The sequence below is a fragment of the Pseudoalteromonas luteoviolacea S2607 genome, assembly GCF_001625575.1.
Classification (GTDB): Bacteria; Pseudomonadota; Gammaproteobacteria; order Enterobacterales; family Alteromonadaceae; genus Pseudoalteromonas; species Pseudoalteromonas luteoviolacea_E.
On the sequence record NZ_AUXV01000019.1, the window covers coordinates 17,632 to 38,854 of the forward strand.

At 40.4% G+C, this 21,223-nt stretch carries 5 protein-coding genes; all 5 read left to right on the forward strand.

All coding sequences use genetic code 11. The features are described from left to right. Positions 1-427: 427 nt before the first annotated feature. The 5 genes from N480_RS11270 (at position 428) to N480_RS11290 (ending at position 21,132) form a co-directional block, all read left to right on the forward strand. Positions 428-7,702: a non-ribosomal peptide synthetase gene (locus tag N480_RS11270; RefSeq protein WP_063372608.1), complete on the forward strand. Its 7,275-nt coding sequence runs from the start codon at positions 428-430 to the stop codon at positions 7,700-7,702. A gap of 530 nt (positions 7,703-8,232) precedes the next feature. Further along, the gene (locus N480_RS11275; protein WP_063372609.1) at positions 8,233-13,554 is read left to right on the forward strand and encodes a non-ribosomal peptide synthetase; all 5,322 of its coding nucleotides are present in this window, start codon (positions 8,233-8,235) and stop codon (positions 13,552-13,554) included. A 131-nt stretch (positions 13,555-13,685) separates the two neighbouring features. Then, positions 13,686-16,928: a non-ribosomal peptide synthetase gene (locus N480_RS11280; RefSeq protein WP_063372610.1), complete on the forward strand. Its 3,243-nt coding sequence runs from the start codon at positions 13,686-13,688 to the stop codon at positions 16,926-16,928. A 144-nt stretch (positions 16,929-17,072) separates the two neighbouring features. After that, a complete protein-coding gene (locus N480_RS11285; RefSeq protein ID WP_196761485.1) occupies positions 17,073-19,412 on the forward strand; it encodes a penicillin acylase family protein in 2,340 nt (779 codons plus the stop codon). 1 nt (position 19,413) lies between these two features. Next, positions 19,414-21,132: a cyclic peptide export ABC transporter gene (locus tag N480_RS11290; protein WP_063372612.1), complete on the forward strand. Its 1,719-nt coding sequence runs from the start codon at positions 19,414-19,416 to the stop codon at positions 21,130-21,132. Positions 21,133-21,223 lie beyond the last annotated feature (91 nt).

Genomic DNA, 21,223 nt, shown 5'->3' on the forward strand with positions numbered 1-21,223 from the left:
TCCACTCTGGTTCTTAATCCATTAATTTTATAGAGGGTGGTGAAATTAATAACTTTTATATGGCATTTCTTAAAGGGCTGAGCGAAGTTGTTTAGATATTCATGTCGCATCATAGATGCATTGTAAAAGTGGAGGTGTTATAGAGAAATATTGAAAATGTCTGGTTAATCTTAAAGGGGGTTAGAAAGGTATTTCCTTATAAAAGGCTAAATTTCAATTGAAACTTCACGCTGCACTAGACTTAATATCGCTTGGTAATTTAATACTATCCTGTTAAAATCAATAGACTATTGATGAGCTTACTACTAACTTTAAGAAACTATATATATTTCAAGTTTTTGGGTTTAATTATTATTGATAATTTATAAAGTAAAAAGAGTGGTTCGTAAAAGTACAAAATACAGATATAAGGAATGTAAGTCGTAGTATGCAGCATGTCTATAATTTACTTTTGGCGCAAGGGGTTCAGCTTTATCTTGATGGAGAAAAACTCAAAGCTCGGTCACTAAAAAAAGAAATGACTAGAGAGTCAATTGAGCTAATAAAAAAGAATAAATTGCAACTTATGGAGTTCTTGCGCATAAAAGAAAGCGTAGATTCTAGAGAGAAAATATCACCTATTGAAAAAGTGAATTTACATGAGTACCGAGCCTCTTTTGCACAACAACGTTTGTGGTTTATAGATAACCTACAGTCGGGAACAACAGAATATAATATGCCTTTAGTGTTCGACTTTAAAGGTGTATTAAATCTAGAGGCCCTTACCGAAGCAATTAATAAAATAGTTTTACGTCATGAAATACTGAGGACGGTATATCATTTGATTGACGGGGAAGTTAATCAAACAGTTAAGCCTTTCTATGCTGATAAATGCAAACCTAGCCTGTTTGATTTGACACAAGTTAGCGAGGAAGAACGCAAAATAGAGCTTGAAAAGATCATAACTTCGGAATGTGAGAAGCAGTTTAACCTAAGTGAAGATGTAATGCTAAGGCTAAGTTGTATAAAGCTAAGAAATAGTAGCGGTAAGCTTATTTTAAATACGCATCATATCGCCTCAGACGGTTGGTCTATACAGATCTTAACGAGAGAGCTTTGCGAGCTTTATAATGCTTACTGCCATGAAAAAGCGTCTTCATTGCCCGAACTTAAAATTCAATATATAGATTATTCTTACTGGTTGGATAACTATCTATCAGATGATTTATTAGAATCAAGAATAAAGTATTGGACGGAGCATTTAGCAAATGCCCCTACAATACACAGTATTCCACTGGATTATCCTCGCCCAGATGTTAAGCAAAATAAAGGCGCATTGGTTACTGGCCAAATTTCAAGCCGAACAACACAAAAGCTTATCGAGGTTGCAAAGCAACACAGATTAACTCCGTTTATGTTACTGCATGCGATGCTGTCCTTATTGTTAGCGCGTCATAGTAACAGTACCAGTATAGTGATGGGCACACCTACTGCTAATCGTCATCATGAAGATTTGGAAGCTCTGATCGGCTTTTTTGTCAATACCTTGATTCTAAAGATCGATGTAAAGCAAGGAACAATATTAGACTATTTGAGCCATGTGAGGCAGACGCACTTAGATGCGCAATCAAATCAAGATATTCCTTTTGATAAGTTAGTTGAGCGTATGCACGTTACCAGAAGTGCTTCACACACGCCTCTTTTTCAAATTATGGTGACTAAAAGTGAAGACTTTGCCGGCACAAATAAAAATGCATTGCAATCTATTTCACTTCACGAACTAGACCTGACGCCCACTAACTCGGGTTTCATACCTGCTAAATTTGACTTAGTTGTTGACTTTAATATTAAAGATCATCATATCGATATTGAATGGATTTACGACTGTAGTTTGTTTAATGAGCAACACATTGCGAAGTTGAATGGGCATCTATGTCATTTACTCGACGCCGTTAGTGAAGCAAGTGAGATGAGCCTTCTATCTCAGCTCGATATGTTATCTGATAGTGAAAAAAATCACCTCTTATACACACTAAATGATACGTATAAACCCAAGGAAGACGTCGATTTTGTACATCAGCTATTTGAGCAGTATGTGGAGTCAAACCCTGAAAATACTGCAGTAGCACTATCTGATAGAAGTATTACGTACCGACATTTGAATGAACGAGCAAACCAACTGGCCCGCTATTTAAAACAACAGTATGGGATTGGCCCTAATGTACTCGTGGGCGTATGCTCGGAGCGAACGATTGAAATGGCTTTATCAATTTTAGCAATTTTTAAAGCCGGTGGTACATATGTGCCACTTGACCCTAAATATCCACGAGCACGATTAGAGTACATGATTGCAGACTCTGGCTTAGAGCTGTTACTGGGTTCAGAGCCGCAGCTAAACAAGCTCAACGAGTTGGTAACGAAATGTCAGCCCGTAGAGCGCTTTTTAACTTCAGATCACGATGCGGTGTGGCTTAGCAATGATAAACATAATTTAGAAGCAAGCGATGTAGCATTATCGGTTGATGATCTCGCGTATGTGATTTATACGTCAGGCTCCACAGGCAAGCCAAAGGGCGTAATGATAAAACATTCAGGCCTAATTCACAGTATATTGCACAGTACACGCTGCGCACCATTCAAAGATGGGTCGAATGCTGTTATTTATCACGCTACATCTTTAGCGTTTGATGCTGCCTTATGGATATTTTGGTGTGCCTTGGCATCTGGCGCAAAACTGAGACTCGCAGCCTCCTTAGACTTTCAGCAAGAACTGGAATCGTACTCCGATGTGACACACTTATTTTTGACACCGTCAATTTTAGAGTGTATTGAACCAAGTAATTACCATTCGCTGAAAGTTGTAGCTACGGGAGGAGAAAGCTGCTCTTTGGAGTTAGTTAACAAGTGGCGAGCGCAAGGCATTGAGTTTTACAATTGCTACGGCCCTACAGAGATTTCAATTTGTAGTTCTGTCGGAAATATTACAAACAGTGAACAGCTTCATATTGGGCGGCAAAATACAAATGTTCAGTACTTTATTTTTGATGCGCAACAACAATTGCTACCATTTGGGGCAATAGGCGAGCTGTATATTGGTGGAGCTGGGTTGGCGCAAGGCTATTTAAATCAGCCTGAGCTTACAAAAGATCGTTTTATTGCAAACCCTTACTACGATCCTAGTAACTCGAACAGCTGTAAAACTCTGTACAGAACCGGCGATTTGGTGAATTATTTGCCTGACGGGAATGTTGTGTTTCGAGGCAGAATAGATGATCAAGTTAAAATTAGGGGCGTGCGAATAGAGCTTGGGGAAATAAGCGCGTGTTTATCTGCAATGTCTACCGTTGATTCAGCCCATGTTATTCTTAAGAAGGTCAATGGTAATGACATTCTAGTGGGCTATGTAAAGTTATCGTGTAACGATGATGATGCAAACAAATCCCTAGAAAAAATTAAGTTGGATATAGCACAGCAGCTTCCTGAGCACATGAAGCCTTCTGCGTTTTTAATTGTTGAGAGCTGGCCAACAACTGCAAATGGGAAAATAGATACTACAGCCCTACCTACACCTCAGTTAATTCAAGAAGAGTATATTGAGCCAGCCACTGAGAACGAGAAAATGTTGGCACTGGTTTGGTCCGAGCTTTTAAACATACCCAGTGAGCATATAGGTACTAATGCAAATTTCTTTGAGCTTGGTGGCCACTCATTGCTATGTGTGCGGCTATTGACGGTATTAAGAGCGAAATCTGATGCTGAAGTATCAGTAAAAGACATATTTGAAAATCCAACTTTAGGCGCATTTGCAACTTGTTTAACCCATAGCCAACAAGTGGATAATAACGTGTTAGCTCATTCGTTAGTGCAAGAGGGAGAAGCTGTGCCTTTATCTTTCGCGCAACAACGCTTATGGTTTATCAATAAACTGCAAGGGGAGTCACCAGAATATAACATTTCTTTAGTGTTTGACCTTGAAGGGAAATTTGATTTAGATATCGCGAACAAAGCGTTCTTAACGATAGTTCAACGGCACAAGATCCTACGTAGTGTTTATCAAGAACGCGAGGGGGAAGCTGTTCAGTACATTAAACCGTTTAGTCAAGTTGAATTCTCAATTTGCAATTACACGCTTCTTGATAAGGATGCTGAAACTCGACAACAAGCTCTTGAGCAATTAGTAGCTGAGCAGTGCAGTTTACCATTTGATTTATCGCAGGATCTTATGCTTCGGGTGTGTTTTATCGAAAGGGATCATACGATGGGGACACTCATTGTTAGTATGCATCATATCGCTTCCGATGGTTGGTCAATGGAGATTTTAAGAAATGAATTTACTGCGCTGTATAACCAGTTGCGAGTGAATAATATGCACTCATTAGAGCCGCTAAAGATTCAATATGCTGATTACGCGCTACGATTGCGCTCTCAACTTGCCCAAGGGCATTTAGCAAAGCAATTTGAATACTGGCAAAGGCAACTTGAGTCGGCTCCAACACTCCATAGCTTGCCACTGGATTATAAAAGACCAGAAGTTAAGGGGCGAACAGGTGCGGTGGTCAGCGCAACATTGTCCAGCGAGGTAACAAGAAAGCTTATATCTATTGCGAACGACAATAAGCTTACAACATTCATGCTCTTGCACAGTGCCTTATCATTGTTGCTGGCTCGACACAGTAATGAACAACATATCGTTATTGGTACTCCTATTGCTAATCGCACAGCACTTGAAGCTGAGCAGTTAATAGGATTCTTCGTCAACATGTTAGTGCTTAATGTAGATACGGAACATGCGTCTTTATCTAGTTACTTTGAACATGTGAGAACAGTGAACATTGATGCCCAATCTAATCAAGATGCGACAGTTGACCAGCTTGTCGAACGGTTACGCGTACCAAGAAGCAATGCTTACTCACCTCTATTTCAAATTGTTATGGCCCTAAACAATGACTTTAGTGGCGCTGCTGGCAATCGCATTGGCAATGCGCTGCATGGTATTGAAATGTGGCCTAGAAGCACAAACAATATTCAGTCCAAATTTGATTTAGAGATCGACTTTGAAGTGGGTGAATTGGGTATGACTGTACACTGGACGTATGACGTTGAGCTATTCAGTCAAGGGCACGTTGAGCTGCTATGTAAACACTTATGTCAGCTACTCGAACAACTTAGTCATTCAAACCCTGATGATTCTTTGGCTTCACTGAGTTTACTATCCGAAGGTGAATCTCAGGCATTGTTGTCGAAAATCAATAGCACGCACGTACCTTATGATACGCACCAATGTATTCACCATAAATTTGCAGAGGTCGCGGCACGTTATCCGCAAAGTACCGCGCTTATCTATAATGGTGCAAGCCTAAACTATGCGGAATTAAATGAACAGGCTGATTGCCTAGCCGCGTACCTAACACTTGAATGTGGCATACAAACGGGTAGTTTTATTGGCTTGAGTACACACCCGTCACTAGAACTGGTAGTCGGCATACTTGCAATTTTAAAGGCGGGCGCTGCGTACATCCCGATTGAGCCAAGTTACCCTGATGAGCGGGTCGAGTTTATTTTACAAGACTCTGGCACTTCACTAGTGCTTTGTCAGGACGAGTCGGAGAAAAATCTGATTACTTTCTCGGGGCGTGCCGTCTCGATAGCACAAGGTTGCAGCCTAGGAAAAGCGCTTAAACCTCAATGGTATGCGGCTTCTAAAAATGTGGTTACCTCTGATGATTTAGCCTATGTTATTTATACCTCAGGCTCAACTGGGACTCCGAAGGGCGTATTGATTGAGCACAGATCAGTAATAAACTTAATAACATCACAAAACGAAAACTACCAAATCAAGCCTAATAGCGAAGAGGTCGGTCTCCTTTTATCAACTTATGCGTTTGACGCTTCAGTTGAACAAATGTTTACGATGTTATTAAGTGCCAACACGTTGGTGATCCCCAAAACGCAAAGCAAAGTTGATGTTAAAGCGCTAACGAGCTTAATCGCGACCTACAAAGTAACGCATATTGATAGCACTCCTTCGCATTTAATGAGCATATGCGACTTACTCAACGCCTCTTCAATTAAGCGTGTAGTATCAGGTGGTGAGGCAATGCTGCCAAGTTTATTAACGCATGTGAAAGCCGATGTATTCAATGTATACGGGCCCACAGAAGCCTGCGTGACCAGCAGCTTAGCACTTAATAGTGAAACGCTTGGTAATCCATTGAATAATACGCAGTACTATGTCTTAGGCAAGGATTTACAATTTACACCATTCAACGGCATTGGTGAATTATATATTGGCGGGGATGGATTAGCCCGTGGGTATTTAAATCGCCCAGAGCTTACTCAGCAGCATTTTATTGACAATCCATTTTACGATGAGAGTACCCCATGGTGTTCCCCTCGTTTATACAAGACGGGAGATTTGGTGAGATACCTACCAGATGGTAACTTATCATTTGTTGGTAGGGTGGACGATCAAGTTAAAATTAGAGGGTTTCGTATCGAACTTGGTGAGTTAGAAAGTCGAATAGCGGCGATAGATATGATTGACTCTGCCGTTGTCACGGTGTCTGACATGTCAGGCACTCAGCAATTAGTAGCTTATGTTAAGGCTACAAAAAGTGTCGAACAAGATCGAGAAGATGAGTTTAGAGAAGAAATAAAAGGAAGATTAGTACAGCAGCTTCCTATTTATATGATTCCATCAGTCTTGATGGTCGTACAAGCATGGCCGTTGACGGTGAACGGCAAAGTGAATAGAAGATTGTTACCTAAGCCTGATTTAAGTGCAGTGCAGAGTGATTATACCCCACCAAGCACGGATCTAGAGCATCAAATCCGAGTTATTTGGGCTCGTATTCTGGATCTCGATCCTGAATCTATCGGTACTAATTCAAGCTTCTTCGATCTTGGAGGACACTCTCTTCTAGCTGTAAAAGTTTTGTCAGCTATTCAGTCTAAATTGTGCTCATCAATGGAGCTGACCATGCTGTTTAGCCACAACACCATAACTGAGCAAGCCAAGTGTATATCGTCTTTAGGCAACGAACAAAACAGTGAATTGCTTCATAAGGTCACGTCATTTGAGTCCAATGCACCCGCTTTGATATTTATCCCTGGGGTTGCAAGTACCGAAAGAGATTTCGAACATATAATCGAAAAATTAGATGTGGAAGGTTATGAAATTGGAGTGCTTAAACACAAAGGGTTACGTGAACAAGAGGCCTATTTTAATTCGTTAGAGGAAGCAGCGATAGCCTATGGTAACTTATTGATTTCGAAAAACCTCACTAATATTAAGCTAATTGGGCATTCTTTTGGCGGGGCATTAGCAGTAGAGATCGCATCTTATTTACAACGTCACAATTGCAAAGTGAATATTGCATTGTTAGATACTTACTTTTTGAAAGGTTCATTTATTGACCTCAATAAATATAATGATGAGGTTGAAAGCAGTATAGAACATAGCGGAATTCCCTCGCATATGATTGCGCTGTACCGCCACCAAAGCCAATTACACGATGAATACATTCCTGCCAACAAGATAGATTGCAAAGTTGATTTAGTATTTGCCAAGAACTCTCCCATAGAGTTGTCTACCTACAAGCAATATCTAGATAGCATTTCCAACTTCAAATATGAGCGTATTTTTTCAGTTGAAGGTGATCATAAAGGTATATTACAAGAAAAAGGTGCTAGTAAAATCGTGCGGTTATTAACTGGTAATTAGAATTGGTTGTTATTTAACTTCTTTAAAGACTGATAAAGCCCCTATTTGGGGCTAAGTATTAATTTGATTTTTATTTATATAGTTGTTTTTAAGGGCTGTTCATTAATATAAATTAATTAATAATTTAAAGTTGCTTGCTTTGTAAAAGGAATTATTTAAGTTGGGTAGTTATTTTCTCCTCTTTTTGATGTTTTCATGTGGTTATGTCTTATTCTTGGGCTTTCTGCTTTGTTTTTGGTCTGTTTTTTTATTGGTTTTGTTTAAAATATATATATTCTTCCCTAAGTAATTAATTCTAATTTTTATAATGTGTATTAATGTACCTATTAGGTTGAAAGTGTTGCTATTTCTTGTATAATTTTGAACTTAAGTCAGGCGTTTCTGGATCTTGTTTCGACTTTGTTAAGTCAAGGTGATTGATCTGGGTAATCTTTGTTCTGGTTTTGGTTTGTCTTAATAAATCAAAATGCTTGGTTTTTATATAACAAACAACTTGGTGTTGTTATTTAGTGAGGTTATAGGGAGAGATAATGACGTTAAGTTCACTATTTGGTGCAGATTTCAATTTGCAAGATAAGGTAAGAAGCTTTATTGATATAATAAAGTATTATGCTGAGGTCCAACCTGAAAAAGACGTCTATATTTTCCTAAAAGATGGTGAAGTTTTACAGCAAAGTATTACTTATAAAGAGTTAGACCTCCAAGCACGTTCAATTGCAGCTACATTGCAAGCGTCAGGCTCGGTTGATAGAGCTATGTTGGTATATAGTCCCGGAATAGAATTTATAAAAGCATTTTTCGGTTGTTTATATGCTGGCGTGACAAGTATACCGGTATATTTACCCTCTGCAAGGGCTGAGAGTTGGAAGCGCCTTAGAGGTATTATGAATGATGCAGAAGTTCAGGCGATTTTGCTTGATTCTTCTTGTTTAGAGTCAGTTAATAAGTGGTTGCTTGATGAAAGTGATGCTGAAAAAACTCATGTAATAACAACTGAATTAGTTGATACTGAAGCGGCGAAAGAATGGATTGAGCCCTCAATTCACGCCGATAAACTGGCATTTTTACAGTACACATCAGGCTCTACTGGTGACCCTAAGGGGGTGATGGTGAGTCATGGCAACCTCCTGCATAACCAAGCACTGATCGGTACCCGCTTTTGCCATACTCAAGATTCTGTCGTAGTGGGTTGGCTCCCTCAATACCATGATATGGGGTTAATTGGAAACATACTTCACCCAGCATATATCGGTTCAACATCAATTTTAATGTCGCCAGTATCTTTTCTACAAAAACCTGTTCGATGGCTACAAGCAATTACTAAATACAAGGCAACAACCAGTGGTGGTCCTAACTTTGCCTTTGAATTGTGTGCTCAACGAATCACTGAGGAAGATAAAAAAGAGTTAGATTTAAGTGGCTGGGACTTGGCATTTAATGGTGCTGAGCCTATCCATCCTGACACGCTAGAAAACTTTTACCAGGCATTTAAAAGTTGCGGCTTCAAGAAAGAAGTATTTTATCCATGTTATGGACTAGCTGAATCTACATTATTCGTCAGTGGTGTTGAAAAAGGGGAACAGCCAGTCGTTAAGCACGTTGACCGTAAAGAACTAGAAAATAATAACGTTGTTATAAAGCTACAGGCGAGTGAAAGCACCTTTTCATTGGTGAGTTGCGGAACGACTGAGTTGGGAGTTGATATACAAATTGTGAACCCAGATACCCAGCAATCGATTCACGATGGCTCGGTAGGTGAGATTTGGGTGAGTGGAGAGAGTATCGCTCATGGTTACTGGCGTCGAGATGAGCTCAGTAAAACAGCCTTTTATTCTTTTTTAGATGGGAAACCAAATAGGTTTTTACGAACAGGAGATCTGGGCTTTATATGTGACGGAAATTTGTACGTATCTGGCAGGTTGAAAGATTTAATTATTCTCAGAGGGAAAAACTATTACCCTCAAGATATTGAAGCTAAAGCACAGGAAGTCAGCGCAGCTCTTAAACCAAGTAGAGGGATTGCCTTCTTAAACGATGATAAAGGGGCTGATCAAGCATCGATTGTGTTAGTACAGGAAATTGAGCGCACATCAATTAGAAAAGCCGATTTTCAACAGCTTGAGAAAGATATAAAGCAGGCAATTTTTAATATTTTCGAATTAAATATTGAGGTTGTGATAGTAAAACCTGGCCATGTTCCCATTACTTCAAGCGGCAAAGTTAGGCGCTCATTGTGTAAAAGTACTTATCTACAAAACGGATATCAAGCACTTAACGCAGCGGCAGTATCTACAAATACATTGGATGCCAAGCAAGAATGTGAGGAACTTATTCCCAAAACTTCTGTAGAGCACTTTGCAGCAAAATGGATAACATCACAATTTATAGGACAAAAAGTTGATCTAGGCAGGCCGTTGCTTGATTATGGCCTTGATTCAATGAAAGCTGCTCAGTTGCAGTATGACATTGAGTCGGAGCTTGAGGTTGTTTATCCAATGGAAAAACTGCTGAATACGTCGAGTTTGAAACAGTTAATTGATGAACTGACCAGTTATGTTTCTCAAAAGAAGACGGTAATTTCACAATCCCAAGTAAGTGCATCAGACTTTACTTCATCCAATCAGAATCGCCTGTCCAGTCAACAAATGATGTTTTGGCAGCTGAATAATAAATCCAACAATACTGCTGCTCTAAACTTATCAGTTGCTGTAGAAATAAAAAGCATTTCAGAAAGCGCATTTAGTCTTGAAGCCTTCAGAGGCGCATTTGATGCGTACCTTGAACAACAAGCAATATTGCGCACGGTATATATAGAACATTCAGGAGAACCTGAATGCGCTGTTAAGCCGATTTCCGATTTCAACGACGTATTAAGTGATGTTGACGGGTCAAGCCTTGCACAAGACGAGCTTAATAAGTTGATTGAGCACTCCGCAAATCAGCCATTTGATTTGAAAAATGGTCCGATATGTAGAGCTACAATATATCAACTAGCTGAAGGAAGAGTATTGTTCCACTTCGTGGTTCATCACATCGCTATGGACGCGTGGTCATTACAAATAAGTTTGCAGCAGATAGCTAAAAACTATGAATTATTAGCAAATGGACACAGACCTCCTGAAACACAAACAAAGTTTAGTTATCAAGATTACAGCGAATCTCAATTGAATGATCTTTCAAGGCAAGATCAAGAAGAGTCGCGTAAATTCTGGCAAAGCCAATTTGAGGGCTTGACTGAAATAACCGAACTACCTACGGATAAAAAGAATCCGAAAGAGTTTGATTTTTCTGGGGCTAACCATGACTTGCAGTTATCACCAGAGCTCTGTAAGCAAATTAATATGCTTGCTAAACGCAAAGGGGTGACACCTTATACGCTTATACTTAGTGTTTATAAGGTGTTGCTTCACAAATTTATGGGTAATGAAAATATTGTTGTTGGCACACCAATATCACAACGCCCAATGGTGGACTATGCTCAAGTTGCAGGCTGTTTTGTTGATGTAAAACCTGTTTGTACCCGAATTCAGCCAAATATGTCTTTTGATACATTGCTAGATAATGTTAAAAATACATTCTTATCAGTGTTAGAACACAAGTGCTATCCATCACAGCAGATTCTACAAATACAACAGTTAAAAGAAGTGCTTTCAGTTGCAAATGCATTCCCAAATGTACGATTTGCTTTGCAAAAGGCACATGAACTTGAGTCTATAGGAGAGTTTTTCTTAGGCACAAGTGGTGCAAGTATTGACCTTCATGGGTTGCAGTTATCATCCTATGATATGCCCAGTCAAATTACTCAAGCGGAACTAGCGCTCACAGTTGTCGAGTCAGAGCAAAAAATGTGGCTTCGTTTTAACTATAGCTCTCAGCTTTTTGAGACGGAAACGGTTGCTTATTTAGCTCAATGTTGTCATGAAATTCTCTGTGCTGTTATTCGTGACTCAGGGCAAGATATTTCCCATATCACGTTACCTAGAAGAGGTAATGGAACAATTCAGCCAGAAGCTGCCAGCGGGAAAGTGGTGCCACTTTCTGTTCGAGGCGTGCATCAGTTATTTGAACAACAAGCGGTTAGTCAGCCTGACGCAATTGCGGTTGTGTGCGCACAGCAGAGCGTGACGTATGCAGAGCTGAACCAAAGAGCGAACATCATCGCGCATAAGCTACTGGCTAATGGCGTGACGTCAGGAAGTAACATTGCGATATATATGCACCGCAGTGCAGAAATGGTCGCAGCATTTTTAGCGGGCCTAAAGGTTGGCGCATGCTGTGTCTTACTAGAACCAGATATGTCACCAGCGCGATGTAAATACATTCTGGAAGATTCTAAACCGCGTTTTGTTCTAAAAAATGATTCAAGTTTGAGTCTAGACTTGGATGAAGGTGTGGTTGAACTTGTGGTTGATGAAGAATTATGTCGCAACTCAACTGAGCTACGCAACCCAGATTTACCAGTGTCTGATTTAGATGCGGCATATGTCATCTATACATCGGGCTCAACGGGTGAACCTAAAGGCGTGATTGGTATCCACAAAGGAATGATTAACCGAACTCAGTGGATGATTGAAACGTTCGGAATAACATCAGATGATGTGATTCTTCATTGCACACCAATGAACTTTGTTCGTGCAGAAAGAGAAATCTTTTACGCTTTGAGCGCTGGTGCACAGTTGGTTCTATTACAACAAAATGCACTGAATGAGCCTGCTTCATTCCTAAAAGCGTTGCAGGCACATAAGGTTACCTTTACAGCGACGTCTCCTGCTCATATAAAAACACTGCTCGATTATGACTTAGACGCATTCTCTCGACTTGATGCGCCAAGAAACTGGTTTATAGGGGCAGACGTTTTAGATCAAGCACTAGTCTCGAAGTTGCAGGCTATGCACAATGAAATGACACTAAGTTATTTTTATGGCTCGACTGAAACAACATCAGATGTTAGCTGTTTCACGATACCAAAAGACTATCAAGGTGGAGCATTCACCACGCCGATAGGACATCCGCTTAATAATACGGATTTGTACATTTTAGATGAAACTATGTCACCCGTACCTTGCGGAGGGAAGGGGGAGTTATTTGTCGCAGGGCATCAGATTTCAAGAGGGTACTTGAATGCAGATGAACTGACAGCACAAAAATATATTGCAAACCCTTTCTCATCGACGAAAGAAAGGCTTTATAGGACAGGAGATCTAGCAAGAAAATTGAGTAATGGTGACATCATTATTCTTGGCCGTAAGGACTCTCAGGTGAATCTAAATGGATTTAGGATTGATTTATCTGAAGTTGAGCATGGCTTATACAGCCATAAAAACGTGAAGGATGTTGCTGTACGCATATTCAAAGAAAATAAAGAGAAACAATATATTGTTGCTTATGTTGTGTTAGCCGACGGAGTGAGCTCCCGTGAGGGGGAGCTTGAGCTACGTCAGCATGTACAAGGTGCATTGAGCGACTACATGCAGCCTGGAGTCTATGTTTTCGTAGATAAATTACCACGCACTGAACTTGGTAAACTCAATCACCGCCTTCTTCCGGACCCGAAGGAGGCAATACAAAATATGCTGGCCGCCAGTTATGTCGAACCAGACAATGAGTTAGAAGTCATTCTAGTTGCGATTTGGGAAGATATCTTGCAGGTTGAACAAGTTGGCGTGGAAGACAATTTCTATCAATTAGGTGGAAATTCCCTTCTTAGCGTGAAAATTGTGGCAGAGATAGAAGAATCAACCGGTGTCAGTATTACTTTGAAAGAGTTTTTTGAAGCGCTAACAATTCGTGCACTGGCAGAGAAAATTCTAATGATTGCTATGCAAGATATGTCTGAGGAGAATGAGCTTTAACGCTTGTTCTTTCTTCAAGGGAAAACAACACTACTAATTCAGTACACAAAGGTTAGGCTTCACTTTTTCAGTCGAAGTCTAACCAAAGTGAATGTGCTGTTGAAGTATCAGATTGAAACGCGAATATATAAATGACAGATACTAAAAGCTTAGTTGGGAAGTTCTCTGGTTTATCAGCTGAACAGCAGAGTAAATTCTTAGCAAAACTTAAAAAAAAAAGCATTTCGAAAAAGCAGGCTGATTCAGAGCCTAAAATTTCGAAAGTGCCTCAAAAACAATTAGAACAAGGTGTCCCACTTTCACATTCTCAACAAAGACTATGGTTTTTAGATCAGTTAGGGGAGAGCAATAAAGCGAGCTACAACATTCCTATTTCGGTGATGCTCAAAGGGCAGCTGAATATAGATTCTGTGCTTCGTGCTTTTGAGTCTATTATAAAAAGACATGATGTTTTGCGCAGTCAAATTGTAGTTGAAGGGGGTGAACCGAGACAAGTTGTTCGTCCAAGTATTGATTTCACATTACCTATCACAGAGATTGAGCAAGCGCAGTTAAATGACGCTTTACATGCTCAAGCTAGAATCCCTTTTGATCTTGAAAAGGATGCCTTGTTCAGGGCTAAACTCTTTAAGTTAAATGCACAAGAGCATGTATTGTTTTTAAACATGCATCATATTATTTCTGATGGGTGGTCGTTAGAAGTTCTTAAGAAAGAGTTTGCTCACTACTATAGTTCACAAACCCATTTGCCGCCGTTAGATGTACAGTACCAAGATTTTGCGAATTGGCAGCGAGATACTGAACATGAAGCAGGCTTCAAGGAGGATTTACGATATTGGGAAGAGTCATTGGCGGGTCTACCAGAGTGTTTGGCATTACCATTGAGAAAAGAGCGCCCTGATGTCTTAACGGCTAAAGGTGCAATACTATGCGATGCTTTGCCGCTCGATGTGCTCCACACAGTGGAGCAGTTTAGTTGTGAAAATCAAGTATCTACTTTTGTAACTTTGATGTCAGCGTTCAATGTACTAATCAGTAAATACACGAATACATCCGATATTGCAGTTGGAACACCTGTTGCCAATCGCCATAAAAAGCAAATTGAAAGCAACATAGGTTTGTTTGTCAACACTTTAGTTATCAGGAATGAAGTTAAGCAATCAGACTCATTTATCGAGTTGCTACGAAGCGTTAACAAGGTTGTCAGGGCTTCATATGAGCACCAAAAGGTTCCATTTGAAAAGGTTGTGGAGCATTTAAAGCCTGTAAGAAGTAAAAGCTACGCTCCGCTTTTTCAAGTAATGCTTGTATATCAAGATTTTCCTTCGTCTATACAGTTACATCTTGATGGTATTTCAATGACAGAAATACCTCTTTCAAGCTCTACTTCTAAGTTCGATCTAACCTTATATGTCCAAAGAGAAAATACTGGTTTTAACTTACGAGCTGAATATAGTTCAGAGCTTTTTGAAGAATCAGATATAGAGCAGCTGATAAGCCACTATAAACAGCTTTTGGTTAGGCTATGTTGTGAGCCTCATGTGCAGATTGCTGCAACCCCTTTACTAACTGAGCGTGATTATGCGCAATTATCGCAATGGCAGGGGGTACAAAGTGATACCTATAAAGAACATACTTTAGGTTCACTGATTTTAGAGCAAGTAAAAAATCAACCAAATGCCGTCGCTGTGCAAGGGGAATCTTCGAGTATCACGTACGCAGAGTTATACAGACAGGCTTTGCTTATTGCAGAGCAGCTCAAAGGTACAAATCTGGCTGAAAAATCGATAGTGGCTCTAGTTATAAAGTCGACGTCGCAACAAGTTTGTGCAGCGGTTGGAGCATTGTTGTCAGGGCTCGTTTTTGTGCCAATTGATGCCTCTCAACCTGTGCAGCGTCAAAAGGTGCTGCTTGAATTATCTGGAGCGAGCATCATTTTGAGTGATGAGCCTGGACAGTTCAACAACATTCCCGAAATAGACGTAAATGGACTTAGCGGCAGAATTACAACTGCTGAACTGATACATACAGAAATGACACCTACAGAGCAAAATAATCTAGCCTGTGTGATTTTTGACGCCATAGATCAACAATCAATGCCAACAGGTGTGCAAATTTCACAAAGTAGTATCGTAAATGCCGTTCTTGATATGAATGAACGGCTTTCAATTACTAAAGAAGATAAATTGTTAGCTATTTCAGAATATGACACAGAGCATTCAATATATGAGCGCTTCAGTATTTTGGTAGCTGGTGGATGTATTGTTAGTGTTGAAGAGGCGCATCAGACATCAAGCGAAGTGTGGTTCAATAAGCTGATCAAGCACGGAATAACCATTTGGCACTCATCTTCATATCAAGCAGAAATATTATGGCACTATTTAAAAGAGTTCCACAGTAACGACAAGATCTTATTAAGCCGAGTTTGCTTGGTTGGGCAAAATGTAAACCGAACATTACTTGAAAACATCCGTAATTGGGATGAAAAGTTAGCGATCTATTGTTTTGAAGGTGTTGCTGAGTGTGGTACTTGGTCTGTCATTAGCCGTTACACAGATCAGGATGCTTTTGACACCCAAAGTGTGATTCGAAATCAGAAGGTATATGTGCTGAATACTGCACTGGTCGAGTGTCCAGTTCTTGTTAGCGGCCATATATATAGAAGTGGCGTTGAGCTTGCGACTTCGTATTGGCAACAAGCTGAAGGGGAGAACGAACGGTTTGTTACCCATCCTCAAACAGGTGAGCGATTATTTAAAAGTGGCGAAATTGGCCGAAGACTACCCTGTGGCAGAGTGGAAATACTGCATTACGATGAAGAAAGAATCAGCTTCCGTGGTAGACAACTGAGCTTGAATGAAGTTGCCTATGCACTGAGAACCAATCCCAGTATTGCTGACGCTAGAGTTGAAATTATACGCAATAAGCAATTGAATGAAGCGCTTGTGGCTAAGGTCGCAACAAACATGGTAGTGACAAAAGCTGAATTGTTTCAACACTTACAGAAATTACTTCCCGCTTATATGACCCCTCGGTATTACGATATTGGCGGTTCGATAAATACTGATGCTGCTAACTATAGTGAGCAGGCTCTCGCCAACTTACAAGTACACAATCAGTATGTTTCTGCGCGTACTGTTCTGGAAGTCCAGTTGAGCCATATTTGGTGCAAGGTGCTAGGGGTGCCTTATATCGGTGTTAAAGACCAGTTCATTGAACTTGGCGGTTCCTCTTTGCAAGCCATACAAGTTGTTAATGAAATTAATGATGCTCTAGATATTAAGGTGACCATGAAGGACATATTCTCATGTGCCACGATAGCGGGGTTATCAAATAAGTACCGTCGTACAGAGCACAATTCATCATACAAATAATGAATTTCTTATGGATTTGAGCCGCTTTATTTAAGGCGATTGATTATAAAGGTTATTGATTTGTTTACTTCACTAAAAACCAAATATCCACTTTTATCACGATTATTTATATGGTTGATACTGCCGATAGTGATAGCTTTTCTTGTGAGCTATTTTTGGCTAAAGGCGAACTTACCGTCATCAAACTCGATAAAGCATATACAAGGAAAACACGATTCAGTTTCTATCTCTAGGGATGAATGGGGCGTTCCGCATGTTGACGCTAAAGTAGACATGGATGCATTCTACGCATTGGGTTTTGTGCACGCGCAAGATCGGTTGTGGCAAATGGACTACCAACGCAGACTTGGTAAAGGTCGCCTTGCTGAAATTATTGGGGTATCAGCGTTACCAAGCGACAAGTTGATGAGAACGCTTGGGTTAAATAAAACGTCGACCACGGCCCTCGATAGTTTATCTGAGCGAACGCTTTCAATTTTGCAGGCTTATTCAGATGGTGTTAACAAAGGTATATCGGCGATGAGCATATTACCTTTAGAGTTCTACTATTATGGTGTTGAGGCTGAGCGTTGGTCTCCATCCGACTCTTTATTGCTGATTAAATTAATGGCGATGAATCTGGGGGCGAATTATCAAAATGAATTGTCAAATTCTATCTTAGTTAAACATTTAGGGTTGAATAAAGCACAGGAGCTGTTAGCAATTGATGCCAGCCAAGCGACTGAAACTCCAGTGTCTGTGCAAGAACTCGCTGCGATGAGCAGCTTTTACAAAAATATCGAGCAGCAGTTCCAATCAAAGTGGGAAGGGATCGGCAGTAACGCTTGGGTTGTATCTGGGCAGCATACACAGTCAAAGCGACCAATGTTAAGTGGTGACCCGCATCTAAGAATGACCCTTCCTTCAACGTTTTATTTGGCTAAATTACAGGGGGCCACTTTAAGTGTTTCGGGCGCGACTATTCCGGGTGTACCTGCGATTATTTTTGGACACAACAACGACATTGCTTGGTCGGGAACCAATTTAGCGGCTGATGTGCAGGACATTTACTTAGAGCGTCAGCACTTGGTAGATGAAAACTTATTTGAGCATAACGGAGAGTGGGTCCCAGCAGAGGTCAGTGTAGAAAAAATACTGGTTGCCCAAGAGTTTCCATCGTTTTTACGTGCACCTTACAAGCCTATAGAATGGGAAGTCCGTACGACAAAAAATAGGCCTTTGATTAGTGATGTTTTTGGGTCTCAAAGTAGCTTTTCATTGAAATGGTCTGCATTGGATCCAACGGACCAAAGCATACAAAGCTTCATTGATGTCAACTACGCAACATCTAAGCAAGAGTTTAGTACCGCATTGGAACAACATCATGCACCAGCACTGGCTTTTGTTTACGGTGATGTGCAGGGTAATATCGGTTTGTATACAGCAGGTAGTATCCCTAACAGACCATCGGCGAATGGCCAGTTACCTGTTCCTGGGTGGACTAGTGATCACATTTGGCAAGGGTATGTTGCTTATGAAGAGATGCCTAAGCAAATTAACCCAAGTTCAGGTGTCATTGTGACGGCTAACAATAAGATACATGAACAGGAATACCCATATATTATTTCCAACAACTGGCAACCGGATTACCGAGCTGATCGCATCTCTCATTTACTTCATAAGCAGATAGAGAGGGGGGCGAAGTTTTCACTTGATGATATGGCTGCGCTTCAATCAGATGTCTATGATTTACACGCTGAAAAAATCGTTCCTTTCTTGCTTAAATCTGATGCTAAAACTGATACAGAACAGGCTGTTATAGAGGTATTGACCCAATGGGATAAAGAGATGTCTGCACAGAGTGCAGGCGCCGCAATTTTTAGAGTTTGGTCTCGGCATTTCAGCAATCGTATTATAGAAGATGAGCTGAAAGTGGAATTAAATTATCCAAATAGGCTGTCTACGCTAGAGGTGCAAAGTCAAAGCTACAAACCTGAGTTTATAGCTGAGGTGGTGAATGGGAAATACAAAGCATGGTGTGATAACTCAAGGACTGAAGAAGTGGAAAGTTGTCAAAAGATAGCGCATTTGTCTCTGCAAGATACGATCGAAGAGCTTGAGTTATCGAGTGGCGGTAGCGCTGAAGATTGGCAATGGGGAGAAGTTCATAAAGTTAAACTCCCACACACCACTTTTGGATCACACCCAGTACTAGGAAAGGTTTTCAATAAAGAGCATGCTGCCGAGGGCGGATTATATACCGTGAATGTGGCAGGAGGGAGCTATTCAAAAGATGATGGTTATGTAAAAAGCTTGGGTGCAGCATACCGACAGCTAATTGATTTGGGAGATCTGTCTTCAGCACGTTTCATCGTAGACACAGGTCAATCTGGACAGCTATTGAGCCCCCACTATGTGGATATGGCCGAGGTGTTTGAGCACGGTGAATATATTCTAATCAATCAAAGTGGACAGGGCGAAAATGGAACTGTCAGGGAGAAGTAACGTGACGAGTAAAAGTAACATTCAAGAGGTCAATAAAAGCCTTTTTCACTTTTTGGTTACACAAGGTGAGAGCCGAGTCTTGCTCTCCATTATCTGTGGCATACTTGGAGGGTTGTCTTACGCAGCTTTGATACCATTGATATTAGCCTCAGTAAATACAGAAAGCGCACTCATGGCCAACTTTCTAGAAGAGGATAAGCACTTTCTCTTTGGCTATGAAATAGTACAACCAAAGTTTGCAATTGCCTTTTTAATCGTCTGTGTTGGCGCCTTGCTATTGAGGGCAATATCGCAAATTTTATTAGACAGTATCGTTGTGAAGGCGGCGAGTGCACTCAGAGTGTTTATGAGTGATAGGTTATACAAGTTACCTATACAAGATTTAGAAAAAATAGGTCCTTCTCGTTTTGTTTCTGCGATTACTATGGATATTCCAAAGATTGCTGATAGTGCAGCGTCTGTGCCTAATTTCGCTATTAATATCAGCGTTGTATTGGGTGTTCTAGGCTACATTGCCATATTAGATATAAACATGCTGTGGGTTGTCATAGCAGTCATATTATTTGGCATTGTTTCTTATCGTATCCCAATGATTCTTGGTCAAAAATTCTATGCAACATCTCGTGACAGTTATGATGAAATTCAAGAAGGTATGAGAGGGTTCATTTACGGTGCTAAAGAGTTAAAACTTAACCATAGGCGATTTCAAGAATATAGAGACAAGAAATTAATTAGTGCGGAAAACCACTATGTAGACACGAAAATATCGGGTGGCCGCATTTTCTATTTAGCGCTTCAGTACGGAAACTTAATCGGCTTTTTAGCGATCGGTGTGATCGTTTATGCCGCAGGGAACTACTACTCGCTCTCTAATACTGCGTTAGTCAGTGTCGTTGTAGCGACATTGTACCTAATAGGTCCATTGGCAAATATCATGAATGAAATCATGCCTTACAGCCAAGGGGTAATCGCACTGAAGAAATTACAGGCGTTGATCAATGAAATGCCGCAAGAGTCTCTCAATCATAATTTTGAGCCACTTCCATGCGACCAAATTGATATAAAGGAACTTTGTTATCAGTATCCTGGGCAAGAAGGTTTTAGCTTAGGGCCGGTTAGCTTTTCACTGAAGCGTGGACAAATCACATTTGCTATTGGCGGAAATGGCTCAGGAAAGTCAACGTTAGCTAAGCTCATTTCGAATCACTACATAGCGACACAAGGTGAAATTGCATTCAACGATACTTTAATTAATGAAGAGAATAGATGGCAAGCACGAGAGAGTATTTGCGCGATTTACACCGACTTCTTCTTATTCACCAAGCTATATGGTTTTGCGCAAGAAGACTTAAATAAAGTTGAACGATACCTTAAGAAATTAGCTTTACACGATAAAGTTTCTCTTCAGGGCGACATGTTCTCAACTATTAGCTTGTCTGATGGGCAAAGGAAGCGGTTGGCTTTGCTAGTCAGTTATTTAGAAGACCGTAGCCTGTATGTTTTTGATGAGTGGGCTGCTGATCAAGATCCAGACTTTAAAAAGGTTTTTTATACTGAGTTACTTCCTGAGTTGAAAGCAAATGGCAAAATTGTCTTTGTTGTTGGTCACGATGAATTGTATTTCTCTCAAGCAGATCAGTTGCTTACAATGCAAAGTGGGCGATTAGTAAGTATTGAAGAACACCAATGTAAAAGGAAAGAAATGAGTTATGCAATATAACTTAGTTGCATGAGACTGTTTTTATCAGGTGTGCAGAATGTAGTCACAACGGTCTCTGACTTCCTCTGCTGAGAACGGCACCTTTATGGAA